This window comes from Actinoallomurus sp. NPDC052274, from assembly GCF_040679475.1.
Taxonomy (GTDB): Bacteria; Actinomycetota; Actinomycetes; order Streptosporangiales; family Streptosporangiaceae; genus Actinoallomurus; species Actinoallomurus liliacearum.
This window is the reverse complement of record NZ_JBFAUT010000051.1, coordinates 7025-32303: the sequence shown is the minus strand read 5'-3', so window position 1 is coordinate 32303 and position 25279 is coordinate 7025. Positions and strand designations below refer to the sequence as shown.

At 71.4% G+C, this 25279-nt stretch carries 22 protein-coding genes and 1 pseudogene; 8 read left to right on the top strand and 15 right to left on the bottom strand.

The window, feature by feature from the left end; all coding sequences use genetic code 11:
• Positions 1-4 precede the first annotated feature (4 nt).
• Positions 5-1237 (bottom strand): cytochrome P450, encoded by a 1233-nt coding sequence (locus AB0K82_RS33060; protein ID WP_364404615.1) that lies wholly within the window; start codon positions 1235-1237, stop codon positions 5-7.
• A 189-nt stretch (positions 1238-1426) separates the two neighbouring features.
• On the opposite strand from AB0K82_RS33060, the gene AB0K82_RS33055 reads away from it, so the two are divergent.
• Positions 1427-2068, top strand: a complete 642-nt coding sequence (locus AB0K82_RS33055) for a GNAT family N-acetyltransferase (protein ID WP_364404613.1) — start codon at positions 1427-1429, stop codon at positions 2066-2068.
• An 81-nt stretch (positions 2069-2149) separates the two neighbouring features.
• Here the strand turns inward: AB0K82_RS33055 and AB0K82_RS33050 are convergent, their stop codons facing one another.
• From AB0K82_RS33050 to AB0K82_RS33040, 3 genes are all read right to left on the bottom strand, one after another.
• Positions 2150-2953, bottom strand: a complete 804-nt coding sequence (locus AB0K82_RS33050) for an SDR family oxidoreductase (RefSeq protein ID WP_364404611.1) — start codon at positions 2951-2953, stop codon at positions 2150-2152.
• Between the two features lie 74 nt (positions 2954-3027).
• Positions 3028-3606: a TetR/AcrR family transcriptional regulator gene (locus tag AB0K82_RS33045; protein ID WP_364404609.1), complete on the bottom strand. Its 579-nt coding sequence runs from the start codon at positions 3604-3606 to the stop codon at positions 3028-3030.
• A 43-nt stretch (positions 3607-3649) separates the two neighbouring features.
• The gene (locus tag AB0K82_RS33040) at positions 3650-4513 is read right to left on the bottom strand and encodes a helix-turn-helix transcriptional regulator (protein ID WP_364404607.1); all 864 of its coding nucleotides are present in this window, start codon (positions 4511-4513) and stop codon (positions 3650-3652) included.
• Positions 4514-4671: 158 nt separating this feature from the next.
• On the opposite strand from AB0K82_RS33040, the gene AB0K82_RS33035 reads away from it, so the two are divergent.
• Both AB0K82_RS33035 and AB0K82_RS33030 read left to right on the top strand, forming a co-directional pair.
• Positions 4672-5592, top strand: coding sequence for an NADP-dependent oxidoreductase (locus tag AB0K82_RS33035; RefSeq protein WP_364404605.1), 921 nt, complete (start codon positions 4672-4674; stop codon positions 5590-5592).
• 119 nt (positions 5593-5711) lie between these two features.
• Positions 5712-5900, top strand: a complete 189-nt coding sequence (locus AB0K82_RS33030; protein ID WP_364404603.1) for a hypothetical protein — start codon at positions 5712-5714, stop codon at positions 5898-5900.
• A gap of 153 nt (positions 5901-6053) precedes the next feature.
• On the opposite strand, the gene AB0K82_RS33025 is transcribed toward AB0K82_RS33030, so the two are convergent.
• The 4 genes from AB0K82_RS33025 to AB0K82_RS33010 form a co-directional block, all read right to left on the bottom strand.
• Positions 6054-8033 (bottom strand): ABC transporter ATP-binding protein, encoded by a 1980-nt coding sequence (locus AB0K82_RS33025; RefSeq protein WP_364404601.1) that lies wholly within the window; start codon positions 8031-8033, stop codon positions 6054-6056.
• Complete coding sequence (locus AB0K82_RS33020) at positions 8030-9763, bottom strand: ABC transporter ATP-binding protein (protein ID WP_364404599.1); 1734 nt, start codon at positions 9761-9763, stop codon at positions 8030-8032. Before AB0K82_RS33020 ends, AB0K82_RS33025 begins: the two co-directional genes overlap by 4 nt.
• A gap of 198 nt (positions 9764-9961) precedes the next feature.
• Positions 9962-10957, bottom strand: coding sequence for an aldo/keto reductase (locus tag AB0K82_RS33015; protein ID WP_364404597.1), 996 nt, complete (start codon positions 10955-10957; stop codon positions 9962-9964).
• Positions 10958-11007: 50 nt separating this feature from the next.
• Entirely contained in the window at positions 11008-11760 is a 753-nt protein-coding gene (locus AB0K82_RS33010) for a DUF429 domain-containing protein (protein ID WP_364404595.1), read from the bottom strand.
• A gap of 103 nt (positions 11761-11863) precedes the next feature.
• Between AB0K82_RS33010 and AB0K82_RS33005 the strand changes: the two genes are divergently transcribed.
• A complete protein-coding gene (locus AB0K82_RS33005; protein ID WP_364404593.1) occupies positions 11864-12358 on the top strand; it encodes an LURP-one-related family protein in 495 nt (164 codons plus the stop codon).
• A gap of 26 nt (positions 12359-12384) precedes the next feature.
• Here AB0K82_RS33005 and AB0K82_RS33000 read toward each other — a convergent pair whose 3' ends face one another.
• Positions 12385-13074 (bottom strand): nucleoside triphosphate pyrophosphohydrolase, encoded by a 690-nt coding sequence (locus AB0K82_RS33000; protein ID WP_364404591.1) that lies wholly within the window; start codon positions 13072-13074, stop codon positions 12385-12387.
• Positions 13075-13315: 241 nt separating this feature from the next.
• Here AB0K82_RS33000 and AB0K82_RS32995 point away from each other — a divergent pair, with 241 nt between their 5' ends.
• A complete protein-coding gene (locus AB0K82_RS32995) occupies positions 13316-14446 on the top strand; it encodes a hypothetical protein (RefSeq protein WP_364404589.1) in 1131 nt (376 codons plus the stop codon).
• A gap of 124 nt (positions 14447-14570) precedes the next feature.
• On the opposite strand, the pseudogene AB0K82_RS32990 reads toward AB0K82_RS32995, so the two are convergent.
• Both AB0K82_RS32990 and AB0K82_RS32985 read right to left on the bottom strand, forming a co-directional pair.
• Positions 14571-15521, bottom strand: a pseudogene (locus AB0K82_RS32990) (ATP-dependent DNA ligase).
• A gap of 117 nt (positions 15522-15638) precedes the next feature.
• Positions 15639-16877 (bottom strand): MFS transporter, encoded by a 1239-nt coding sequence (locus AB0K82_RS32985; RefSeq protein WP_364404588.1) that lies wholly within the window; start codon positions 16875-16877, stop codon positions 15639-15641.
• 59 nt (positions 16878-16936) lie between these two features.
• On the opposite strand from AB0K82_RS32985, the gene AB0K82_RS32980 reads away from it, so the two are divergent.
• Positions 16937-17905 (top strand): ArsR family transcriptional regulator, encoded by a 969-nt coding sequence (locus tag AB0K82_RS32980; RefSeq protein WP_364404586.1) that lies wholly within the window; start codon positions 16937-16939, stop codon positions 17903-17905.
• Positions 17906-17917: 12 nt separating this feature from the next.
• On the opposite strand, the gene AB0K82_RS32975 is transcribed toward AB0K82_RS32980, so the two are convergent.
• The 3 genes from AB0K82_RS32975 to AB0K82_RS32965 form a co-directional block, all read right to left on the bottom strand.
• Positions 17918-19072, bottom strand: a complete 1155-nt coding sequence (locus AB0K82_RS32975) for an epoxide hydrolase family protein (RefSeq protein ID WP_364404585.1) — start codon at positions 19070-19072, stop codon at positions 17918-17920.
• A gap of 400 nt (positions 19073-19472) precedes the next feature.
• On the bottom strand, positions 19473-20009 hold the full coding sequence (locus AB0K82_RS32970; protein WP_364404583.1) for an rRNA adenine N-6-methyltransferase family protein: 537 nt from the start codon (positions 20007-20009) through the stop codon (positions 19473-19475).
• Between the two features lie 313 nt (positions 20010-20322).
• Positions 20323-20994, bottom strand: a complete 672-nt coding sequence (locus tag AB0K82_RS32965) for a FadR/GntR family transcriptional regulator (RefSeq protein WP_364404581.1) — start codon at positions 20992-20994, stop codon at positions 20323-20325.
• Between the two features lie 23 nt (positions 20995-21017).
• Between AB0K82_RS32965 and AB0K82_RS32960 the strand changes: the two genes are divergently transcribed.
• A complete protein-coding gene (locus AB0K82_RS32960) occupies positions 21018-22271 on the top strand; it encodes an MFS transporter (protein WP_364404579.1) in 1254 nt (417 codons plus the stop codon).
• A 47-nt stretch (positions 22272-22318) separates the two neighbouring features.
• Here AB0K82_RS32960 and AB0K82_RS32955 read toward each other — a convergent pair whose 3' ends face one another.
• Complete coding sequence (locus tag AB0K82_RS32955; RefSeq protein ID WP_364404578.1) at positions 22319-23041, bottom strand: gamma-glutamyl-gamma-aminobutyrate hydrolase family protein; 723 nt, start codon at positions 23039-23041, stop codon at positions 22319-22321.
• A 187-nt stretch (positions 23042-23228) separates the two neighbouring features.
• On the opposite strand from AB0K82_RS32955, the gene AB0K82_RS32950 reads away from it, so the two are divergent.
• A partial coding sequence (locus tag AB0K82_RS32950; RefSeq protein WP_364404576.1) for a WD40 repeat domain-containing protein occupies positions 23229-25279 on the top strand: 2051 nt, incomplete at its 3' end.

The window sequence follows — 25279 nt, the reverse complement described above, 5'->3', positions numbered from 1 at the left end:
GCGGTCAGCCCCGCTGGACGGCGTACGTCGGTTCGAAGCGCACCGGCAGCGCCGACAGGCCGCGGATGTGGAAGGCCGGCCGCCACTCGAGCGCGTCCTCCGGAACCGCGAGCCGCACGTCCGGGAGCCGGTCGAGGAGCACCTCGATGGCGGTGTGCGCCATGACCTCGGCGAGCTCGGGCGCCGGGTCCGGACATCCGTGCTCGCCGGCGCCGAACGCCAGGTGGGCCTGGTTGCCGCCCGAGTGACCGTCGGCGTCGGGCCGTACCAGCGGGTCGGCGTTGGCGCCGGCCGGCCCGACGATGACCACGTCACCGGATCGGATGGCCCGGCCGCCGAGGTCGGTGTCCCGGACCGCCCAGCGGGGTGGGCAGGTCTTCATCGGGGAGTCCTCCCACAGCACCTCGTTGAGCGCCTGGCCGACGCTGCGGCGACCGCCCGAGAGGGTCAGCGAGAACCGGTCGTCGGTCAGCATGAGACGCAGCGTGTTGCCGATCCAGTGGGCGGTGTTCTCCTGACCGCCGGACATCACGACGAGGAGGTCCCCGATCAGTTCGTCGTCGGTGAGCTCGGTGGAGTACTTGAGCACGCGGGACGTCACGTCCGGGCCCGGCCGCTCGCGCTTGCGCGCGATGAGCTCCGTCATCGTCACGACGAACCGGCCGAACGCGTCGACGGCGTCCTCCCGTCCGTCGTTCATCATCTTCATGTCCTGCGCGACGGCCATCAGCTGCGAGTCGGGCAGCCCGAGCATGCTCCCCATGACGAGCATCGGCAGGTGGTAGGCGTACTGCTCGATGAGATCGGCCTCGCCGGCGGCGGCGAACGTGTCGATCAGCCGGTCGGAGAACCGCTCGCAGTCGCCGCGCAGCTCGAACTGGTCCACGTCGGCGAGCGCGGTCGCGATCGCGCCGACGCGCTTCGCGTGACCGGGCCCGTCCAGGAACATCAGGATGCCGGGCAGGTACCCCGAGTTCTGTGGCGGCACGTAGTCCGGGCCGTGGCAGCGGTACGGGTCGCGCGCGAACGACTGCCCGTCGGTGAGCACCCGGTGGACCTCGCGGTAACCGATGACCAGCCACGCGGGCTCGCCGCTCTCGAGCAGGACGGGCACGACCGGTCCGTGGTCGCGCCGCATCTCCCGGAAGAGCTCCTCGGTGTCCTCGGTGAAGCGCCGCCCGTACAGCGGTACCGCCCCGAGACGCGCGCCTGCGAACTCCGGCTGCGCCGCGGTCACGACAGGTCTCTTGCGGTCGGTGTGGTGGTCATCACGCGCGGGAGCTTAGCCCTGAAACAGCCATGTCGGCCATATTGTCCCGAGTTGACCGGCGTTTTGACCGAATGTCTAGACTGACTCCCGTCCGAACGAGGCCGACGGCGAAGAAAAGCGGGTGCGGCGGGCGAAGGTGGGCTGCACAATCGCCGCATGACCTCATCCCACTGGCCCCTGTTCGGTCTCCGGGTGAGCACTCCGCGGCTCCGGTTGCGGGTCCCCACTCTGGAGGACCTGGACGCCCTGGCCGAGCTGGCGGCCGAGGGCGTGCACGACCCCGACGTCCAGCCGTTCACGGTGCCGTGGACCGACGCTCCGCCGGCCGAACGCGCGCGCGGAACCCTGCAGTACCACTGGTCGGAGTGGGCGGCCTGGCTGCCGTCGGCCTGGACCCTGAACCTCGTGGTCGACCTCGACGGCGTGATCGTCGGCACCCAGGCGGTGAAGGCGAAGGACTTCGCCATCCTCCGCGAGGTGTCGACGGGATCCTGGCTCGGCCGGCGGTATCAGGGGCAGGGGATCGGCACCGAGATGCGCGCGGCAGTGCTCGACCTGGCGTTCGAGGGACTGGGCGCGGAGTACGCCCGGTCCGCCGCCTTCGCCGACAACGGGGCGTCCTTCGCGGTCTCCCGCAAGTTCGGCTACCAGGAGGATGGGATCGATCGCTACGTCGTCCGCGGCCGTCCCGTCGTGGCGCGTCGGCTGCGGCTCGACCGCGCCGGCTGGCAGGCCCGGCGAACGATGCCCGTCACGATCGAGGGCCTCGCCGCCTGCCTGCCGCTCTTCGGCCTCTGAGCGGTGATCCCTGGCGTGCGCCGCCCGTAGGGCACCGCGATCGCCAGGGATCACCGCCGAGCGGCCGGCCGGCTCGCCCCGTCAGATGGTCTTGATGACGCCGCCGTCGGCCAGGTAGTCGGCGCCGGTGAGGTTCCCGGCCAGGGGGGAGGCGAGGAAGGTGACGAGCGCGGCCGTCTCCTCCGGCTCGGTGAGCCTGCCGGTGGTGATCCCCATGCGCTCGGGCACCCGGGCGAGGAACTCCTCCAGCGATTCCCCGGCCGCGCGGGCGAGCTCTCCGGCGTAACCGTCCGGGTCGCCCCAGTTCTGTGTCCTCGTCGGTCCTGGGCTGACGGTCAGGACCCGCAGGCCCTGCGGGCCGAACTCCTCGGCGAGCGCCTTGCTCAGGTTCGTCATCGCCGCCTTCGCGGTGCCGTAGTCGACCGGCTGGAACGCCGCCCGCGCCCCGATCGAGGAGATGTTGACGATGACTCCACGCCGCCTCAGCAGGCCCGGCAGCAACGCGCGGGTGACCCGCACGGTGCTGAAGAGGTTCAGCTCGTACGTCCGCTGCCAGGCGTCGTCAGGGGTGCCGAGGAACCCGCCGGCCCGCATGCTCTCCTCGGCGACGCCGCCCAGGTTGTTGATCAGGATGTCGGCGTCGCCGGCGCGTGCGGCGAGGGCCGCGACGCCGTCCGGGGTGGTGAGGTCGACCGGCACCGTGGTCACGGCGCCGGCCGGTCCGGTCGGCTCCGCGCCGGCCGGTCCGGTGGTCACCGCGCCGGCCGTACGGGCGGCGGCGACCACCCGCGCGCCCTCGCCGGCGAGTGACCGCACGATGGCCAGCCCGATGCCCTTGCTGGCGCCGGTGACGACGGCGACTTTCCCGGTTAGTCGCAGATCCATGATCGCTCCATTCTTGAGCTGTAGCTACAGAATTGGGGCGTGCCTTGCTCAGGGCACGCCACGTCAGGGGTTTCCTAGAGTGCGCGCAGCGCGGTGTCGGCCATCGCCGAGAGCCGGGCCGGGCTCGGGTCCGCCTTGGCCAGCACCCGGATGCCGTTGATCGTCGCGAGCAGGAAGGACGCCAGCGCGGCGGCGTCGGCGTCCGCATCGATCTCGCCGGCGCGCCGGCCCTCCTCGATCGTGCTGCGGAACGCCGCCTCCTGCCGGTCGAAGATCCGGCGTACGAGGTGGTGCACGACGTCGTCCTCGTCGGCGAACTCGACCGCCGCGTTGGCGGCCATGCAGCCGCGCCGCTCCCGGTCGTCCAGGGCGGCGGTGACGACCATGTCGATGGCCGCCCGGAGTCGTTGCCGCGGCGATCCGGGCCCGTCCAGGAGCTCGATCAGCCGGACGGTCTCCCGCTCGTAGTAGCGGCGCAGCGCCCGCTCGTAGAGCGCGTGCTTGCTGGTGAAGGTGTTGTAGAGGCTGCCGGGGCCGATGCCGAGCGCCTCGCTCAGCTGCCGGGGCGTGGTGCCCGCGTAGCCATTGGCCCAGAACACCTCCATCGCCTTGTCCACGGCGGCGTCCGGGTCGAATCCCTTGGTGCGTGCCACGCCCGCACCCTAGCGGTAATTGGAACTACGACTCAAGTACGGCTCACCGGCGCCCCGGGCCGGCGGGGACGAAGTCGTCGTGGCCGAGGACGCGCAGCAGGCTGAGATGGTCGATGTTCGAGGTGCCCGGCGGCGGGGTGAAGATGGTGAGCCGCTGGTCCTCGGCCGGGCTCAGCAGCGTCTCGCACTCCAGCTCGATCGGGCCGATGACGGGATGGTCGACGCGCAGGCGGCTTTTCCGGCTCACGGCGACCTCGTGCAGCTCCCACAGCGCGGCGAACTCGGGACTGGCCTCCCGCAGCCGGGCGATCAATCGGGTCGAGGCGGCGTCGTTGCCCCGTCGGGCGACGGAGGCCCGCAGGTCGGCCACGTGGGCGCGGCTCTGCCGTTCGCGCTCCTCGGCCGGGTAGATCCGCCGGAGCGTGGGATCGGTGAACCAGCGCCAGATGAAGTTGCGGTCCTGCTCGCGGACCGAGCAGATGCAGCCGAGGAGCGCCTCGGCCATGGTGTTGTGGGCGAGCAGGTCGCCGATGTCGTTCGTGATGTGGGCCGGGGTCTCCTTGAGCTGGTCCAGCAGGTACAGCAGGCCGGGCCGGACGTGGTCGCCCGCCGGGCGGCCCGCGGGCGGCCGGTGCCCCGAGAGCAGGTACAGGTGGTCGCGCTCGTCCTCGGTCAGGCGCAGCGCGTGCGCCAGCGAGGCGAGGATCTGCGGCGACGGCTGCGGGCTGCGGGCCTGCTCGAGGCGCATGTAGTAGTCCGCGGACATCCCGGCGAGCTGGGAGACCTCCTCGCGCCGCAGCCCGGGCGTACGGCGGCGTGGCCCGGCCGGCAGGCCGACCTCCTGGGGGCGCAGCCGTTCCCTGGAACGACGCAGGAAGTCGGCGAGCTCACGGCGGTCCATCTGCATGTCCCCAATCATCGCCGAAGCCGTCACCGGGTCCGGACGCTCAGCCAGGGATCGCCGATCCTAGGGAAAGCGCTCCGCTCGTCATCGCCGCGGCACGTTGGCAGTCTCATCGGTGTCCGGCCGAAACGGCGGCGGGCTTCGAGATCAGGGAGTACGCGATGAAGGCAGTGCGATTCGACGAGTACGGCGCCATCGAGGTGCTGCGGGTCGTGGAGGTGGACCGGCCGGTCCCCGGGGCCGGCCAGGCCCTCGTACGGGTGAAGGCGGCGTCGATCAACCCGGGCGAGGTGTCGATCCGCACCGGGGCGCTGCACGAGAAGTGGCCCGCGACGTTCCCCTCCGGCGAGGGCAGCGACCTGGCCGGGATCGTGGAGGAGGTCGGCGCGGACGTCACCGGCTTCTCCGCCGGAGACGAGGTCATCGGGTTCACCGACGACCGGGCGAGCCACGCCGAGTTCGTCCTCGTCGAGGCCGCGAACCTGCTGCCCCGGCCGGCGAACGTCTCGTGGGAGCAGGGCGGGTCGCTGTACGTCGCGGGGACGACGGCGTACGCGGCGGTACGGGCCGTCGCCCCGGGACCGGGCGACACGGTGGTGATCTCCGCCGCCGCCGGGGGAGTGGGGACGTTCGCGGTCCAGCTCGCGCGGCGCGCCGGCGCGAGGGTGATCGGGCTGGCGAGCGAGGCCAACCACCAGTGGCTGACGGACCACGGCGCGATCCCCGTCACGTACGGCGAGGGCGTCGCCGACCGGATCCGGGCCGCCGCTCCAGGCGGGAAGGTCGACGCGTTCATCGACACGTTCGGCGACGGCTACGTCGACCTGGCGATCGGGCTCGGCGTCGCTCCGGAGCGGATCGACACGATCAAGGACTGGGCCGCCGCCGCCAAGTACGGCGTCAAGACCGACGCCAACGCGGAGGCGGCCACCGCAGAGGTGGTCGCCGAGCTGGCGGCGCTGGTCGACAAGGGCGAGCTGGACATCCCGATCGCCCGCGCCTACCCGCTCGACCAGGTCCGGGACGCCTTCCGCGAACTCGAGAAGCGCCACACCCGAGGCAAGATCGTCCTGACTCCGTGACGCACGGGGGTGGATGCTCCGGCGATCCTGGTGGCCGTTTCGCGGATGTCCCGGACGTTCTCCTTAGTACCCATCGACGTCGCGGTAGACCGCGGCGTCGCAAGCGAAGGAGAGAGCACATGGTCAGGCGACACAGCGCCGACTCGACCGGCAGGAGCGAGACCCAGGAGACGGGCGTCCCCACCAGCCAGGTCGAGCGCGTCCGGGATGACCTGCAGAGGAACGGCGGGTCGACGTGGGTCACTCCGGAGTACAAGAACGGCGAGTTCGGCGGGACCCACACCGTGACCAACACCAGGCGGCGGTAAGGAGGGACCGGCCTCGGGCCGGTCCCTCCCTCAACAGCGGCCCTCCCCCCAACGGGGGAGGGCCGCACTGCGTCCGCGTGCCCGCGGGGATTGCCCCGGTCCTCGACCTCCGCGTGGCCGGATCGGTGGCCCGCCCCGGCCGTGAATCTCGATTCAGTCGACCTCGGCGACGGCCTGGGCGAACTGCGCCTGGTAGAGGCGGGCGTAGGCGCCCTCGGCCTTCAGGAGCTCGTCGTGGGTGCCCTGCTCGACGATGCTGCCGGACTCCATGACGAGGATCAGGTCCGCGTCGCGGATCGTGGACAGCCGGTGCGCGATCACGAAGCTGGTCCGTCCCTTGCGCAGGGAGTTCATCGCGCGCTGGATCAGGACCTCGGTGCGGGTGTCGACCGAGCTGGTCGCCTCGTCCAGGATGAGGATCGTGGGCCTGGCGAGGAACGCCCGGGCGATCGTGATCAGCTGTTTCTCACCGGCGCTGACGCCTGCGCCCTCATCGTCGAGGACCGTGTCGTACCCGTCGGGCAGCGTGCGCACGAACCGGTCGACGTGGGTGGCGCGCGCGGCCTCCACGATCCGCTCCTGGGTCGCGTCGGCCGCCCCGTACGCGATGTTCTCGGCGATGGTGCCGCCGAACAGCCAGGCGTCCTGCAGCACCATGCCGGTCTTGGACCGCAGGTCCTCGCGGGTCATCTCGGCGACGTCCACGCCGTCGAGCGTGATCCGGCCGCCCGTGACCTCGTAGAACCGCATCAGCAGGTTGACCAGGGTGGTCTTGCCGGCCCCCGTCGGGCCGACGATGGCGACCGTCTGGCCCGGCTCGACGGACAGGGACAGGTCCTCGATCAGCGGCGTGTCCGGGTTGTAGCGGAAGGAGACGTTCTCGAACACCACCCGCCCGCGTACGCCCTCGGGCCGGACCGGCGTCTGCGGGTCCGGATCCTGCTCATTCGCGTCGAGCAGCGCGAACACGCGCTCGGCGGAGGCGACGCCGGACTGCAGCAGGTTCGCCATGCTGGCCACCTGCGTGATGGGCTGGGTGAACTGCCGGGAGTACTGCACGAACGCCTGCACGTCGCCCAGGGACAGCGATCCCGAGGCCACCCGCAGGCCGCCGACGACCGCGACGAGGACGTAGTTCAGGTTGCCGATGAACATCATCGCCGGCTGGATCATGCCGGAGATGAACTGCGCCTTGAAACTCGACGTGTACAGCGTGTCGTTGTGCTCCCGGAAGGTCTCCAGGGACTCCTCCTGCCGGCCGAAGACCTTGACCAGGGAGTGCCCGGTGTACATCTCCTCGATGTGGCCGTTCAGCCGGCCCGTGGTGGCCCACTGCTTGATGAACTGAGGTTGCGCCTTCTTGCCGATCCGCGCCGCGACCAGCACCGACACCGGCACGGTCACCAGCGCGATCAGCGCCAGCAGCGGCGAGATGACGATCATCATGGTCAGGACGCCGACGATGGTGAGCAGCGAGGTCAGCATCTGGCTGAGCGTCTGCTGCAGCGTCTGGGCGAGGTTGTCGATGTCGTTGGTGACCCGGCTGAGCACCTCACCGTGCGGCTGGCGGTCGAAGTAGCTCAGCGGCAGCCGGGCCAGCTTCAGCTCCGCCTGCTCACGCAGCCGGAACATCGACCGCTGCACGATCGTCGTCGTGAGGCGTCCCTGCACCAGGCCGAGGACCGCGGCCACCGCGAACAGCGCCAGGGCGGCCAGCAGCACCATCCCGACCTTGCCGAAGTCGATGCCGTGACCGGGCACGAAGTCCAGCGCGTTCAGCATGTCCGCGAGCGTGCCGTGACCGCTGCTCCGCAGGCCGGCGACCACCTCGGCCTTGCTCGTGCCGGCGGGGAACCGGCGGCCGGTGACCCCGGCGAAGATCAGGTCGGTGGCGTGCCCGAGGATCCGCGGGCCGACCACGGTCGTCGCGACGCTCGCGACGGCGAGCAGCAGGGTCACGACGATGAGCGGCCGCTCCGGTCGCAGCATCCGCAGCAGCCGCCGGCTCGACCCGCCGAAGTCCAGCGACTTCTCGGTCGACCGCCCGGCCATGAACCTGGCCGGGCCGTGGACCGGACCGCCCGGCCCGGGCCCGCGGCGCGGTACCGCGCGTTCTCCTGAAGGGGATGTCACGCCGCCTCCTGCTCGGTGAGCTGGGAGAGCACGATCTCCCGGTAGGTGTCGTTGGTGGCCATCAGCTCGTGATGGGTGCCGGTGCCGACGACGCGGCCCTCGTCGAGGACGATGATGCGGTCGGCGTGCCGGATGGTGGAGACCCGCTGCGCCACGATGACGACGGTCGCCTCGGCGGTCTCGGCGGTCAGCGCCGCCCGCAGGGCCGCGTCGGTCGCGTAGTCCAGCGCGGAGAACGAGTCGTCGAACAGGTAGATCTCGGGCCGGCGGACGAGCGCACGGGCGATGGCGAGCCGCTGGCGCTGGCCACCGGAGACGTTGGTGCCACCCTGGTCGATCTTGGCGTCGAGGCGGCCGTCCATCTTCTCGACGAAGTCCTTGGCCTGGGCGATCTCCAGGGCGTGCCAGAGATCCTCATCGGTGGCGTCCGGTTGGCCGTACCGCAGGTTGGAGGCGACCGTTCCGGAGAAGAGGTACGGCCGCTGGGGGACGAACGCGACCGCGTCCGACAGCGTCACGGGGTCGAGCTCGCGCACGTCGACGCCGTCGACGAGCACGGCGCCGCCGGTCGCGTCCATGAGCCGGGGGATCAGGTTGAGCAGCGTGGTCTTGCCGCTGCCGGTCGAGCCGATGATCGCCGTGACCTCACCGGGCCGGGCGGCCAGGTCGACGCCGGACAGGACGGGCTCCTCCGCGCCCGGGTAGCGGAACTCCACGTCCCGCAGCTCCAGGTGACCGTGCACGCCGAGCGTCTGCACCGGGTCCGCCGGAGGGACCACGCTGGAGCCGGTCTCCAGGACCTCCTGGATGCGCTCGGCGCACACCTCCGCGCGCGGCACCATCATGAACATGAAGGTCGCCATCATGACCGCCATGAGGATCTGCATCAGGTAGGTGAGGAACGCGGTCAGCGCGCCGACCTGCATCGAGTTGCTGTTGATCAGGTGGCCGCCGAACCACAGGACGGCGACGCTGGAGATGTTCATCACGAACATCACGAGCGGGAACATCAGCGCCATCAGCCGACCGGTGCCCAGCGACACGTCGAGCAGCTCGGTGTTGGCCGTGGCGAAGCGCCGCTGTTCGGGGAGGTCGCGGACGAAGGCCCGGATGACCCGCACCCCGGTGATCTGCTCGCGAAGCACCCGGTTGATGGTGTCGATGCGGTCCTGCATCAGCCGGAACAGCGACCGCATCCGCCTGATGATCAGCATGATCACCGTGCCGAGCACGGGCACGATGACGACCAGCAGCGACGACAGCGTGACGTTCTGGTTCAGCGCCAGCACGATGCCGCCGACGCCCATGATCGGCGCCGCGATCATCATGGTGAACGTCATCAGGGCCAGCATCTGGACCTGCTGCACGTCGTTCGTGGTCCGGGTGATCAGCGACGGCGTGCCGAACCGGCCCACCTCGCGGGCGGAGAAGGACTGGACCCGGTCGAAGATGGCGGACCGGATGTCGCGGCCTAGGGCCATCGCCGTACGAGCGCCGAAGTAGACCGCGCAGATGGAGCAGACGATCTGGACGACGGACACGGCGAGCATGACCCCGCCGGTACGCATGATGTAACCCGTGTCGCCCTTCACCACCCCCTGGTCGATGATGTCGGCGTTGAGGGTCGGCAGATAGAGCGTGGCCAGCGTCTGCACCAGCTGGAACGCCACCACGAGGGCGAGCGGCCAGCGATAGGGGCGCAGATGGGCGCGCAGAAGTCGGATCAGCACACGGAACTCTCTCTGCGGGGGGACGGCGACGAGGAGGCGCAACGGCTCTACGGTGGCAAACCACTCCGAGCACGTGCAACCGGAAAAATACCGCCATGACGCGACGTCAGGGCCAACCCACTCCGGACCGGGCCTCCCGCCGTGGACGGGGACGTTTCCGTCCACGGCGGTAGGGTCACCGTCGGGCCCCGCGCGTCCTCACCAGGCGAACGCCTCGGGAGCCGGGCCGGGCCCGGGGAAGATCTCGTCGAGCGCCTTCAGGAACTCATCGGACAGCTCCAGGGTGAGCGCCCGCAGGGCCGAGTCGAGATGCTCCCGCGTGCGCGGTCCCACGATCGGCCCGGTCACGCCCGGCCGGGTCAGCAGCCAGGCCAGGCCCACGTCACCGGGTTCGAAACCGTGCTGCTCGCACAGGTCCTCGTACGCCTGGATCCGCTCGCGCCGGGCCGGGTCGGCCAGCGTCTCGGCCTCGCGCCCGGACGTCGAGCGGGCGCCACCGCCCTCGCGCTCCTTGCGGATCGCCCCGCCGAGCAGCCCGCTCTGCAGCGGCGACCAGGGGATCACGCCCAGCCCGTACGCCTCGGCGGCCGGGATGACCTCCATCTCGGCCCGCCGCTCGATCAGGTTGTACAGGCACTGCTCGCTGACGAGGCCGAGGGAGCCGCGCCGGGCGGCCTGCTCGTTCGCGCGGGCGATTCCCCAACCGGGGAAGTTGGACGATCCGACGTACAGGATCTTGCCCTGCTGGACGAGGACGTCCATCGCCTGCCAGATCTCCTCCCACGGCGTCGCGCGGTCGATGTGGTGGAACTGGTAGACGTCGATGTGGTCCGTGCCGAGCCGGCGCAGGGAGGCGTCGACGGCGCGGCGGATGTTCACCGCGGACAGCTTGTCGTGGTTCGGCCAGGCATCACCGGCCGGGCCCATGTTCCCGTAGACCTTGGTGGCCAGGACCGTCTTGTCCCGCCGGCCGCCGCCCTTGGCGAACCAGGTGCCGACGATCTCCTCGGTACGGCCCTTCTGCGGGGTCCCACCGTAGACGTTCGCCGTGTCGAAGAAGTTGATCCCCGCGTCGAGCGCGGCGTCCATGATCTCGTGACTGTGTGGCTCGTCGGTCTGCGGGCCGAAGTTCATGGTGCCGAGCACCAGCCGACTGACCCTCAGCCCGGTACGTCCGAGGTGTACGTAGTCCATGGAAACATCCGAACACCTGGAGCGCGCTTCAGCACAAGTGCACTTGTGCCTCATGCGCCGGGCTGGAGGTCGTCGAGGGGGCCGGTGGGGAGGGCGATCCAGCCCTCCGACCTCGCCGTCTCGACCTCGTCGGCTCCGGGGGAGGTGGTGCGGCCGAGGGCGGCGGCGCGGGCGGTGAGGGCCGCGACGACCGCGTCCGTGGCGTCGTGCGAGCGGCGGCACAGCGACTCGCAGGCTCCGAGGTCGAGCCAGGGCGCGGCCGCCAGCAGGGCGTCCACGAGCCGCCCGAGGGCCGACGGATCGTGCGCCCGCTTGTACCCGCGGTACGGCAGGCTCCAGAGCCGCAGGGACGCGGCCGGGTAGACCTCGACCACCACGCCCGTGCCGCACCGGTCCACCGGGCGGCCCTCCCGCGCGAGGCGGGACAGGAGCGCGGCGCACCGCATCGCCGCGTGGCCGATCCGGTCGGCGGAGACGCTCAGCGGGGTCAGCCCGGTCCGCTCGTGGACGACCCGGTCGGTCAGCCGGAGCGCGAGGTTCCGGCGCCAGTCCCGGCCGCGGGTCCCGACCGGTACGGCGACGTTCCCGGACCGGTGCGCGGCGACGAACTCGACGAAGGGAACCGGCCAGCCGAGCGGGCAGTCGACCCCGGCCCTGTCCGCCGTCAGTAGCGCGTCGACGATCATCTCGTCCTCGCACGCCTGCTGGATCCCGCGAACGGGGCAGCCACCGCGGCGCCACTCCAGCCGGGCGAGCGCGGTGTTCCCGGCCTCCGCTGCGAGGTCCAGTCCGACCGTGAGCACGACCTCACGATAGGTGCACCGCCCGGAAAGTCACTCTTTTTCAGAGGAATGATGGATGGTGAAGCCGGGGATCCTCCCCGCGACGACGGACCGAGGAGGCGGCGTGAAGTTCGTGATGCGCGAGCGGATGTTCAGCATCGGAGACGATTTCTGGATCGAGGACGAAGCAGGGCAGCGCGTTTTCCTCGTCGACGGGAAGGCGCTGCGACTTCGCCAGACGTTCGAGCTGAAGGGACCGGACGGGGAGATCTTCGCCGTCATCCGGAAGAAGATGGTCAGCATCCGCGACACCATGCTCATCGAGGCCGAGGGCGGCACCGTCGCGAAGGTGCACAAGAAGCTGTTCAGCCCGCTCCGGCACAAGATGGAGATCGAGCTGGCCGACGGGCAGGAGTGGACCGCGACCGGCGACCTCATCGAGAAGAACTACCGGATCGAGAGCGACCAGGGCGTCGTCGCGGAGACGTCCCGCAAGTGGTTCCGGATCCGCGACACGTACGGCATCGACGTCTACCACCCCGACGTCCCGCTGGTGCTGGCCGTCGCCGTCGCGGTCGACGAGCTCGCCGAGGACACGCGGCACCGGGACGACGACTGAGAGGGACGCCGGGGCGGGCGCCGTGATCAGCCGGGGCGGCGGAGGACCCGGCGGCGGGTGAACGCCCCGTTGCGGGCGGCCTTGGCGGCGCGCATCCGGTCCAGCTCGTCGGCCTCGACGCCGCGCGCGGCCGCGAGGGCGTAGACCACTTCGAGGACGTCGGCGAGCTCCGCCACGTCACCGGACGCGGCGAACTCGCCGACCTCCTCGTACAGCTTCCCGCGCAGCAGCATGAGGTACTCGCCGTCCCCGGCGGTCCGCACGTCGGGGTCGCGGCCGTCGGCGCGGATGAGGTCGGGCACGCCGTCGCGTACGAGCTTCTCCAGGCGGCCGGGGCCGGTCCGGCCCCGATGGGTCAGGCTCCCGTCGCGGCGGTCGAGCGCCTGCACCCACTTCACCGCGACGGCGGCGGTCTGGATCAGCTCGCTCCGCAGCGCCCGCGGGTCGGTCTCGGCCAGCGCCTCGCAGAACTCCTCGGCGAGGATGTGCCGCCAGGTCAGCCGGGCCCCGGTCCACGCCTCCCGGCAGTCGCGCTTGGCGGCGTCGGCCGCGGCGGCGTGCTCGGTCCCGGTGCCGTCCGGCAGGTCCTGCACGCCCCACATCGCGTCCTGCGCCGCGCGCTCGGCGGCGACGTCCGCCAGGACGCGGTCAAGGGAACGCGGAATGTCGGAGTCCCCGGCGGACGGGTCACCGTACGGCTCGTCGGCATCGCTCACGCGACCTCCTCCGTCGGAGGAGTGACCAGAGGCGCTGTGTTTCCGCTTCGCTCGCTCATGGGCCCAGTCTGACGGGCCGCCGCGGCTCAGGTGCCGGAGTCGCCGGAGGCGGGCCCGGTCGAGGCCGTTGCCGCCGGGCTCCTCGGACGAACAGTTGTCTCTGCGGGAGAAACCCGCGAAGGAAACCTCGATCCAGAACGGAGACGAACATGAATCTCAGCGAATTAGCGGTGGTGCGGCCATGACGAAACGCATGGTTCTCACGGTCGCCATGGTCCTCCTCGGTGTGCTGGGCGGCCTGGCCTTCCCGCAGGCGACCGGCATCCTGGACGGACCGTTCTATGCCATGTCGGTGACCGCGTTGCTGGCCGTGGGCCTCTACGGCAGCACGCATGGCATCGACATCGGGCATCTCCGCTCCGACGCGCGCACCGTCGTGCTGGCCGTCACCGTGGGCGTGCTCCTCAAGGCGGTGCTGATCACCGCCGTGATGTTCCTGGCGTTCCGGAACCCCGCGTATCTGGTGCTCGGCATCGCGGTCGCGCAGATCGATCCGCTGTCGGTCGCCGCACTCGGTGAGTCGTCCCGGCTCTCCCGTCGTGGCCAGGCCCTGCTGCTCGCCTGGGCCTCCTTCGACGATCCGGTGACGACGCTGCTCACCATCTACGTCGCGGCGTTCGCCATGCGGTTCCACGATGGGGCGGCAGCCGTTCACCAGGCCCTCGGCGGCCCCGCCATGTTCACCATCGACCTGGTGGGCAATCTGGGGGTGGCCGCGGTCGCGATCGTGCTCTACCGGCTGACCGGCAGGTTCGCGCCGCGCCGGCAGTTCCCGGTGGGGTGCGCCATCCTGGCGGTCGTGTTCGCGGTCGGGGTCTGGCAGTCCTGGGTGCTGGCCGTCGCGCTGGTCGGGCTGAAGGTCCGGCCGCGGATCCCCGGCCGGCCGGAGGCCGTCCAGGGATTCCTGGACAAGGCCATCAACGTGGCCTTCCTCCTGGCGGCCGTGCTCCTCGGCGTCGTCCTGTCGGCGGGAGTCTCACCGGTTCCCGGGATCGTCCTGGGCGTGACCGCCTTCGTCGCGCACGCCCTGGTGAGCCTGCCACTGACACGATCACACACCCGCGCCGACAGGAAGCTGCTGGCGCGGGCCCAACAGAACGGGATCACGGCGATCATCCTGGCGCTGCTGCTGGAGCCGCTCTTCAGCGGCACCGTCGCGGTCGTCGCTCCGGCGATCCTCGTGATCAACCTGCTGTACCTGCTGACCAACGCCGCCGCCGGCCGGACGCGGCGGCGCGCGCGGGGCACTCGCCCGCGTGCGCGTTCGGCGCGGTCCGCTGAGCCGGACCGGGCGGGCACGGCGGGTCGGTAACCGGACGATGGGCTCCGTCGAACTCGCTTCGACAGGTGCCCCCAGCGTCCACTGAACCGGGCGAACGCCCTCAACCGCGCCCCGCCCCCTCGATCTGAGGGGCGGGGCGCACCGTTGCCCGGTGTCAGGCGCCGGCGCGGCGGGCGCGGGCGCGGCGCTTGCCCTCGTGCATCGCCTGCACCCGGGCGACAGGGATCGTACGGCCCTCGGCGACGAGATCCGGATCGAGCGGCTGCGGACCGGGCATCCAGGCGGACCAGGGGTCGTCCTCGGCGAGCAGGCGGCGCGCGGTCCGCATCGTGAAGTCCGCCGGCGTCACGTCGTCCAGGTCGTCCCACGCGACGGGGAACGAGACGGGCACCCCGGGCCGTACACGCGGGCTGTAGACGGCCACCACCGTCGCCCCGCCCGCCCGGGTCGAGTCGATGAACACCTTGCCGCCCCGGTCCTCACGGATGAACGCCGTGGTGGCGAGCGCCGGGTCCAGGCGTTCGGCGCGCGCCCCGATCGCCCGGGTCGCAGCGGCGGCCTCCTCCGCGGTCACCCGCCCGTCGACCGGGACGAACACGTGGACGCCCTTGGCACCGCTCGTCTTGACCACGCCGGTGAGGCCGGCGTCCGTCAGGACCTCGCGGACGAGGCGGGCCGCGCGGACGGCGAGGCCGAACGCGCCCGCGTCCGGCGGGTCGATGTCCAGCACGAGGTGGGTGACCTGGTCGCCGCGCAGGAGCGCGGGGTGTTACTCGACGGCGCGCTGGTTGGCGAACCACAGCAGCGTCCGCCGGTCCTCGCAGACCGCGTACGTCACGTGGCGGCGGGACGCCTCCGCCCACACCCGTACGGCCGGTATCCACGGCGGGGCGTACTTCGGAAGGTTCTTCTGCATGAACGGCGCCTGGCCGCGCAGCGCCCGGATCACCGACAGCGGACGCTCCCGCAGGTTCGGGATGATCCGGTCGGCGACCGCGTCGAGATAGTCCACCAGCTCGCGCTTCGTCGCCCCGGCCCCCTCGAACAGGGGCTGGTCCAGGTTGGTCAGAGTCACGCCGTCCCGCTGCTCGCCGTCCCCGCTCATCGCTCCATCCTCCGACGTACGGACGGAGTCGTCCATGCCCACGCCGAAGACGGGCATGCGGGCCGCCGGGGCCCGGCGCCGAGTGGAACCGCGGTTCTTCACCTTTGGAAAATGCGACTAATCTCCAGTTACTGCATTTGAAACACCTTTTTGTGTTTCGTGGCGTTGCTGCGATGACCGCGTCGGTACGGCCCCGGGCTCGCCGCGCAAGCCCGGCGCGAGCAGAAAAGTGACCGCGACGGAACCCACCGCCATCACGGCCATGGCCGTCGCGGGGGAGACGTGCTGGGCGACCGCTCCGGCCAGGGCGGCGCCGACGCCCTGCATGGTGAGCATCCCGGCGGAGTGCAGGCCCAGCGCCTGCCCGTGCGCGTCCTTCGGCGTGAGGGCCATCAGGCGGTCCTGCAGCAGGAGCGTGGCCGAGTACCCGATCGAGGCGAGCGTGACCGCGGCCACGGCGAGGCCCAGGCCCGGGTGCGCGGCGAAGACGAGGTACGGCGCGGCGAGCAGCAGGCGCAGCGGGGCGTCGAGCCGCCGCCGCCAGTCCGGGGAGACGAACCGGCCGGTCAGCGTGTCGCCGAGCAGCATCCCCCCGGCCGCGAACGCGAACAGCAGTCCCGCGTGCCGGGGCGCGTACGGGACGAACAGCGACTCGCAGCCGACGATCAGGCCGTTCGGCACCCACAGGGCCAGGTAGACGTACCGGCGAGGCGGCGAGGACCACAGCCGCGCGTTCGTCCGCCAGGTCACGGCGATCGACGGCCGGCCCGCGGTCCGTGGCGGGCGGCCGCCGAGACCGAACCACGCGACGGCCGCCGTGGCCAGGTAGAGGGCCGCGCCGGTCAGCAGCGTGCCGCGCGGGGACAGGGCCGTCACCAGCCCGCCTCCCACGGCGAACCCGCAGATCTGCATGGTGCCGGCCGACATGTTCAGCACCGACCGGCCGAGCAGGTAGGTCTCACCGGGAAGGATCTCGCTGAGCAGCCCGTACCGCACCCCGCCGGCCACCGAACCCACCAGCCCCAGCAACATGATCACGACGAAGACGGCCCACAGGGGCAGGCCCGGGACGGCCAGCGCGGCGGTGCCGAGCGCGAAGGCCAGCGCCAAGCCCGTCGTCGCGGCGCGGGGCGGCAGCCGGTCGGCCGCCGACAGCAGCGCCGTCGCCCCGATCACCTGGGCCAGGGACGGGCCGAACATGCTGAGCGCCGACAACAGCGGTGAGCGCGTGGCCGCGTAGACGAGCGTGCCCAGGGCCAGGCCGCTGACGGTCGACGCCGCGACCTGCGTCGACGCGGTCGCGAACAGCGGCGTGAACTCGGGCGTGCGGAAGAGCCCGCGGTAGGTGGTCGGCATGATCGGGAGTCTCACGCCCGGCGGAACGAGGCCGCTAATGTTTCGCGGGGAGGCGAAACATGAGCTGGTGGCGGATCAGCACGGACACGCTGGCGGAGAGCCGGTTCGTCGTCTCGGCGCTGGCCGAGACCACCGCGTGCCTCCTGGCGCTGCACAAGGACGTGGCCGCGCACCCCGGCGAGCGCCAGTGGCTCGACGCCGGCCTTCCCGCCTACCGGTCGCGGCTGGCCGCCGACCCGATCACCGCGCTGCTCGTGTGGTCCGCGCTGCGCCCGGGCTGGATCGCGGACTTCGTGGTCCCCCCGGCCTCCGGTGCGGCGGCTCCGGCCTTCCACGACGAACTGGCACCGATTCGCGAGACACCCGCCGACCAGGTCCAGGAGGACCTCGAGGTCGCGCTGCGGGGTCCCGTCCCGGCAGGGCTGCGTCGGCCGGATCTGGCCGAGCGCCTCGCCGACCTGCTCGAGTGGCTGTGGACGGAGCTGGTCCGGCCGGGCTGGGCGCGACGCCGGCGCGTCATCGAGGCCGATGTCGTCGCGCGGACCGCGCAGCTCGGCCAGGCCGGCTGGGCCGCCGCGTTCGACGCGATGCGTCCGGGGATGCGGTGGCTGGGGGAGGGCCGTCTGCAGGTCAACCGGTACGACTCCCCGCCCCGGGACCTTTCCGGAGCGCGGCTGCTGTTCGTCCCCGTGACGCCCGGCGTCGGCTGGGTCTCCTGGGCGGCCGACCGGTACGCCGTGATGTACCCGTGCTCCGGCGTGCTCGCCGCACCCGACCCCGTCCCCGTGCCCGACGCCCTGGGCGCGCTGCTGGGACCCGCGCGGGCACGCGTCCTCGTCCTCCTGGACACGCCCAAGACCACGACGCAGTTGGTCGCCCTGACCGGCCAGGGACTCGGCTCGGTCGGCCGCCACCTGAGGATCCTGCTCGACGCCCGGCTCGTGCGGCGCCGACGCGCCGGACGAGCCGTCCTCTACGACCGCACCGCCGCCGGCGAGGTCCTGGTCCGCGCCCAGGCGCCCCGTTGACGGCGGCGGACGTCAGCCCTCGGTCCGCAACGGCCGGAAGAAGGCGCGCAGGTCGTCGGCCACCTGCTCGGGCTCCTCATGGGACATGAAGTGGCCGCCCCGTTCCGGCCGGTGCCAGTGGCGCAGGTCCGCGTACACCCGTTCCGCGAGGCTCTTCGGCAGGGTCCGCAGCGCGGGCTCGTTGCTCAGGGTCACCGCTCCCGGAACGGTGATCCGCGGGACCGGCGGGTTGGACGGATAGTCGTAGTACTGCCGGAACGACGACCCGATCGTGCCGGTCGCCCAGTAGAGGGTCGCGACCGTGCACAGGGTGTCCTTGTCCCAGCGGGCCTCCAGGTCACCGCCGCAGTCGCTCCAGTCCCGGTACTTGTCGATGATCCAGGCGGCGAGCCCGGCGGGGGAGTCCATGAGCGCCGCGGCGACCGTGTCCGGCCGGGTGCACATGATCTCGCTGTATCCGCCGTCCTCCGCGTCGTACGCGCGCAGGTCGTCGAGGAACGCCTGCTCCTCGGCGGTCGGCGGCCGGTCGCCGAAATCGGCGGTGACCACCGCCGACGTCACGTGGACGCCGACCAGGCTCTCCGGGAACAGCGCGCCCAGCCACTGGGTGACGCCGCCCCCGATGTCCCCGCCGAACGCCCCGAACCGCCGGTGGCCGAGGGTCTCGGTCATCAGCGAGTGCCAGATCCGGGCGACGCCCTGGCGGGTGAAGGGGCCGTCCGGCAGCTCGGAGAACAGGAACCCGGGCAGCGAGGGGATGACGACGTCGAAGGCGTCGGCGGGGTCGCCCCCGTACGCGGCCGGGTCGGCGAGGCGCCGGGCGACGGGCAGCATCTCGACGAAACTGCTCGGCCAGCCGTGCGTCAGCACGAGGGGGAGCGGCTCGGGCCCGCCTTCGGGGCGCACGCCGCGCACGTGCACGAAGTGCACCTTCCGGCCGGCCACCTCGGCGAGGTGGTGCGGGTAGGCGTTGAGCGCCTTCTCGGCCGCGCGCCAGTCGAACTCGTCCGCCCAGTACGCGACGAGCTCGCGCAGGTAGCCGGGATCGGTGCCGGCCGCCCACGAGGTGGTGTCGGACGCCGTCGTGAACCGCGTACGGGCGAGACGCGCGCGCAGGTCGTCGAGGACGTCGTCGGAAACGGAGATCTGGAAAGGCGTGACTGTCATGGTTCCTTCGCTGAGGAGTGTGTACGGACGGACACCCCTCAGCGCGGCTCAGACGGCCGCGACGGCGAGGAGCGCCCGGAAAGGACCGGTCATCGTCATCGGGCTCACCTCCTCGCGTTCGTTCCGCTGCGGGAGACTGTACAGCGCCGCGGTCCGATCCGGAAGCCCGGGCGTTCGGGTGTGCGCAAGGCTCGGTCAACGCCGGGCGCGCCGGCTCGCGAAGGGGATGAACCAGGTCGACCCGGGCGGGCGCGGCCGTCTTATCCGAGACTTCCGCACGAGCGGACGCGGTGGGACGGCGGCACACGATGGGACGGCGGCACACGGCGGACCCGAAACCGGCCGCCGGCAGACGGCGGCGGCCGGTCCGACCACGACGGCCGGGCCTTCCCCGCGGCGGTCACCGGCGGCGTACGACGAGCACGGCGGAGTCGACCTTCGGGGGCGGGCGGAAGGCGCGGCGGGGCAGCGCGCGGCCGGAGCGTACGGTCCACCGGCCGGGGACGCGCGCGGCCGATCGTCCCTCGGCGTAGCGGCGTACGACCGCGCGCTGGAGCACCAGGTCGGCGGCGACCAGCCGGGACCGCGGGGTCAGCAGCGTGCGGAGCAGCGCGCTGGAGATGCCGTACGGCGGGCTGGACACCACACGGAACGGCCGGTCCGGTAGGCGCAGCGACCGGGCATCGGCCGTCACGACCGTCAGGCGCGCACCGGCGAAACGCTCCCGCAGGCGTACCGCCCGTCCGGGGTGCAGTTCGACGGCGAGCACCCGGGCGCCCGCGTCGAGGAGGTGCGCGGTCAGCGCGCCCTCACCGGCGCCGATGTCGAGGACGAGCTCGCCGGGGCGCACGCCGGCGTCCGCGACGACACGCGCCGCCCATTCGTCAGTGAGCGGATGCCAGCCCCAGGCCCGCCTCGAGTTCCCGGAGGCGGGCACGGCGGACCATGTTCATGAAGAGCGACATGAGGCTCACCGTACGGAACGGCGCGGCGCGGCGAAACCGAATTTCGGCCGTCCCCGGACGGAGACTACGGCCCGTGGATGGCTGGAGCCGAGATCGGGTGTACGTATCGCTCGGTCAACGCCGGGCCCGTCAGCACTCAAAGGGGGCGAAATTAGGCCGACCCGGGCGGCTGCGACGGTCCTTTCCCGAGGCTTCGGCACGAGGACGTCGCCGGTACACGGCACGGCGTGGCGAAGGTGGGATCCGGCCGCCGGTGGGACGGCCGGGGGCGGGGGACGGGCCGGGTCAGGGGTCGGAGCGGCGGGCGGTGTGGGAGGCGGCCTCGGCGGCGGCCGTGGCGGCGTCGCAAGCCCGGATGGCCGCGAGCAGCCGGGAGTGGTCCATATAGCCCTCGGGGGACAGCTCGGCGCCGAAGTGCTCCCGCAGCGACTCCCGGATCACCTGACCGAGGTCCGCGTACAGCTCGGCCAGCACCTCGTTGTGGGACGCGGCGACGACCGCGAGGTGGAACGCCGCGTCCGCGTCGACGAACGCGTCCCGGTCGCCGGACGTCCAGGCCTTCTCCCGGCGTTCCAGGAGGGTGTCGAGCCGCCGTAGATCCTCGTCCGTGCGCCGTTCGGCGGCCAGCCCGGCCGCAGCGGCCTCCAGAGCGCCCCGCACCTCGATGACGTCGCGTCGGCCGACCTCGGCGAAGCGGCGCTGCATCACGCCGGACAGCTCGCTGGTCGCCACGACGTAGGTCCCGGAGCCCTGGCGGATGTCCAGCATCCCGTTGTGCGCCAGCGCCCGTACGGCCTCCCGGACGGTGTTGCGGGCGACGCCCAGTTGCTCGACCAGCTCCGGTTCGGTCGGGATGCGGGACCCGACCGGCCAGGTGCCGGAGGTGATCTGCTGCCGCAGCCGCGCGATCACCTGGTCCGACAGGACGGCCCGACGGGGGACCGGTGCGAGATTCATCCCATCATTCTACGATTAGCGCTATGTCGAATCATGAGGCGGTTCGTCCGCAATGTGCGGAACCGCCGCAGGACCTCACCGCGTCCCCCGTCGCCGGCCGACGGCTGGCGGCCGTGGCCCTGGTCCTGGCCGCGCTCAACCTCCGCCCCGCCGTCACGAGCCTGGGCCCGGTGCTCGAAGAGGTGCGCTCCACGCTCGGGATGAGCGCCACCGTCGCCGGGCTGCTCACCTCGCTGCCGGAGGTGTGCTTCGCGCTCGTCGGGTTCGCCGCGTCCCGGCTCGCCCGCCGGTACGGAACCGACGGAGTCATCGCCGTCGGCGCCGTGGCGCTCGCGGCGGGCCTGGTCGCCCGGCCCTTCGCGTCGGGCACCCTCGTGTTCATCGCGCTGAGCGCCATCGCGCTGGCCGGCATCGCGGTGACCAACGTGCTGCTGCCGGTGGTGGTCAAGCAGCGCTTCCCGGACCGGGTCGGCGCGATGACCGGCGTGTACTCCACGGCGCTCAACGTCGGCGCCTGCGCGGCCGCCGCCGGGACCGTTCCGCTGGCCCGGGCGTTCGGCGCGCGGTGGGAGGCCGGTCTGGGCGCCTGGGCGGTCGTCGCCGTCGCCGCCGTTCCGGCGTGGCTGCTTCTCGGCCGCAGCCGGCGCGCGTCCGCCGTCCCCATGCCGGGCACGGTGCCCGCCGCCACCTCGGACGGTGGGTCCGGCGTGCGCATCACCCGGAGCCCCACCGCCTGGGCGCTCGCGGTTTTCTTCGGCCTGCAGGCCGGCGGAGCGTACGTCATCATCGGCTGGTTGCCGCAGATGTTCCGCGACGCCGGGCTGTCGGCCGAGACGGCGGGCCTGCTCTTCGCGGTCACCTCCCTGCTCAGCGTGCCCCTGTCCTATCCGCTGACCACCCTCGCCGGCCGTCTGCGCGGCCAGAGCGGCCTGGCGGCGGGCCTCGCCCTGTGCGGTCTGGCCGGATTCGCCGGGCTCTGGGCCGCGCCGGCGGGCGCGGCCTGGCTGTGGGCGGTGCTGCTCGGCCTGTCCAACACCGCCTTCCCGCTGGCCCTCGCCATGATCGGAATGCGGGGCCAGGACGGCGCGACGGTGACCCGGCTGTCCGCCTTCGCGCAGAGCACGGGCTACCTCATCTCGATCCCCGTGCCGATCCTCGTCGGGGCGCTCTACCAGCACAGCGGTGGCTGGCGGACGCCACTGACCCTCATGGCCGTCCTCATGGTGCTGCAACTCGTGGCCGGTCTCGTCGCGGGCCGCGACCGCCGGATCGGCTGACACTCCGCGCCGGTGGAACGAGGCTCAGTCTCAATCTCGCCCTGCTGTCACCGAACGACGTGGACCGGCCCGTTCGCCACCTTGCACAGGAAGACGTCCATCAGCCGGTACGCCTGTTCACGCGTCACGTTCTCGCGTGCCGCCGTTTCGACTATCAGCGCTTCGGGATCCACGCCGATGTGGCGGGCGTGCTCCGCGCCGCCGACGTCCATCCACTCGGTCAGCAGATCCGCGGTGACCTCCGGATGGAACTGCAGTCCGAGACTTCGTCCTACACGGAACGCCTGGGGCCCGACGTCCGTACGCGCGACCTCCCGAGCGCCCGGCGGCAGGACGCAACGGTCCGAGTGTGACTCCAGCCAAGGTCCTGGTGCTATCAGGTCCGGATCGTCGGTGTCCACGATCGTCCAGCCAAGCTCCGTGCGCGGCGCCGGCGTCACGCCACCGCCCAGTGCCGCAGCGAGGGCCTGGGCTCCGAAGCAGATTCCCAGAATGGGCACGTCGGCCTCGTGGGCCGCGCGAAGGAAGGCCAACTCCGCGCCGATCCACTCACCCAAGGTCGAGGTGTCATAGACGGACCAGGGGGCCCCAAAACAGATGATCAATTCCCAATCTGTGGGGTTGGGGAAGATTACGGATACGGCCGGCGTATGAAAAAGCTCAGCCGGAACAATGGGGAACTCGCTGGTATCGTGGCCGTTCGCGAGTAGGTAATCACCGATATGACCCGGCCGCGACGTATGATCGTGCCCGATCAGTAGAGTACGCATGGGCGCTCCTCGTCGTTGGATTCGGCAACACGTCGGCGCGAGACTCCATCGTAATCTCCTCGGTCGCGACGCGATGACGGATATATTCTGTGCTGTTCCGCGCTGATCGTTCATTGGTTACCATCATGTTCTCCGCTCGATGAACGTGCGATAGAGAGCAGCCCCGCCCTCGTCAGGACAGGTCGCCATGAATCGCAGAGCTCCTCATGACCTGCAAGCGGGCACGTTCGTCCTCGGCCTGTTGATCGGCTTCGGCACCAACCTCCTCACCGCCGATCCGCAGCGATGGCCGAGGGTGCTTCAGCCGGTCAACGACTACGCCCCGGAGTGGACCGTTGCGCTGGTGGCGGGTGTCCTGGGCGCCAGGCTCATCGGCCATTGGCGATCACGGGGTGCACGATCGTGGAGCGGGGACGGCAACCCGTATCCAGGTCTGGAAGCCTACGGACCGGACCGGGCCGCCGTGTTCTTCGGCCGGGATCAGGAGATCGGTGTGCTGGTGGACCGGCTGTCACGCCGGTCGAAGGAGACGGCCGCGCGCTTCGTCGCGGTCATCGGGCCCTCGGGCAGCGGGAAATCGTCTCTTGTCCGCGCGGGTGTGGTCCCGGCGTTGGAACGCCGCGGCTGGATCACGGTCGGTCCGATCCTGCCCGGTGCGGACCCGGTCGCCGGACTGGCCGCCGCCATGACGCCGCAGGCTCTCGAATGGATCGCGGATTTACGGCGAGAATCCGAGGAGGCCCTGGCCGCCCTAACGGACACGGGTCCGCCATACCGGCCGCGGACGTTGTGCACTCTCACCCGGGCACTGTCCGGCGGTGACCACCGGCTGCTCCTCATCATCGACCAGCTCGAGGAATGCGTCTCACTGTGCACGCCGCAGCAGCGCGACGCGTTCCTCGCCCTGCTTGGTGCGTTACTCACCTGGGATCCTCGGGTCAGCGTCGTCGTAACACTGAGATTCGAGTTCCTCGGCACCTTCCAGGAGGGGTCGACGCCGCACCTGTTCTCCGAGCCCTTCGGGATCGGCCGGTTGTCACCGGCCGGACTACGCAAAGTGATCAACGGACCGGCCGACGCCGCCGGGGTCGCCCTGGACGACGGCTTGGTCGACCTCATGGTGAGAGAGGCGTCCGGAAACGATGCCCTTCCGCTGACCGGCTACGTGCTGGAACAGCTGTACGAGCGGCACGGCGGCAGCGGACGGATCACCATTAACGACTACGAACGGGCCGGAGGCGTGGCCGGAGCGGTCGCCCGGCACGCCGACCACGTGCTGGCCGAACTCGAGCCGCGTCACGGAACGGACAGGGTCCTGGAGACACTCCTGCGTTTCATCACCTGGCAGGGCGTCCAACCGACTCGGCGGCGGGTAAGACGGAGTGAGCTCGACATCGCCGCGCTGGACATCGTCGAGCGGTTCCGGGACGCGCGTCTGATGGTGGACGTCGAGGACAGTTTCGATCTGGCACACGAAGCCCTGCTCCGTCAGTGGGAACCGCTCGCGCAGCTCGCCCGCGCGCACGAGTCCGAACTACGGCGTCGGACGGAGCTGGAGCCGCTCGCCCTCACCTGGGACCACCACGGACGCGACGACGGATACCTGCTCTTCGGCGAATATCTGCACCAAGCCAGGGACGTCATGTCAAACGAAGGCGTGTCCCCACTGGTCGGCGAGTTCGTGCGAACGTCGTTGCTGGCCGAGTCATTTCGCCGCCGACGACTCGCCGATCAACTGGCAGGGCATTCCCTGAGGCTACGGTTCGAGGATCCTCAACTGGCCATGGCGCTGGCCTACACGGCCATCGTCGAGTGCTCGGCGACACCGTCCGCCGGTCATGCGCTGCGGTCCGCGCTTCGTCATTCGATGAAGCTGACGCTGAGAGGGCACCAGGACTGGATCCGCTCGCTGGCCTGGTCGGCCGACGGCCACCTGGCCTCGGCCTGCGACGACGGGACGGTGCGGATCTGGGACGTCGAGAGCGGCGACGCGTCCGTACTTCTGGGCCACATGGGATGGGTTCGTTCGGTGGCCTGGTCCCCGGACGGTCGACTCGCGAGCGCGGGGGAGGACGGAACCGTTCGCGTCTGGGACGCTGACGGGACGCCGAAGAAGGTCCTCAGGGCGCATGAGGGGCCGGTTCGTTCGGTGGCCTGGTCCCCGGACGGTCGACTCGCCAGCGGGGGCGAGGACGGAACCGTTCGCGTCTGGGACGCTGACGGGACGCCGAAGAAGGT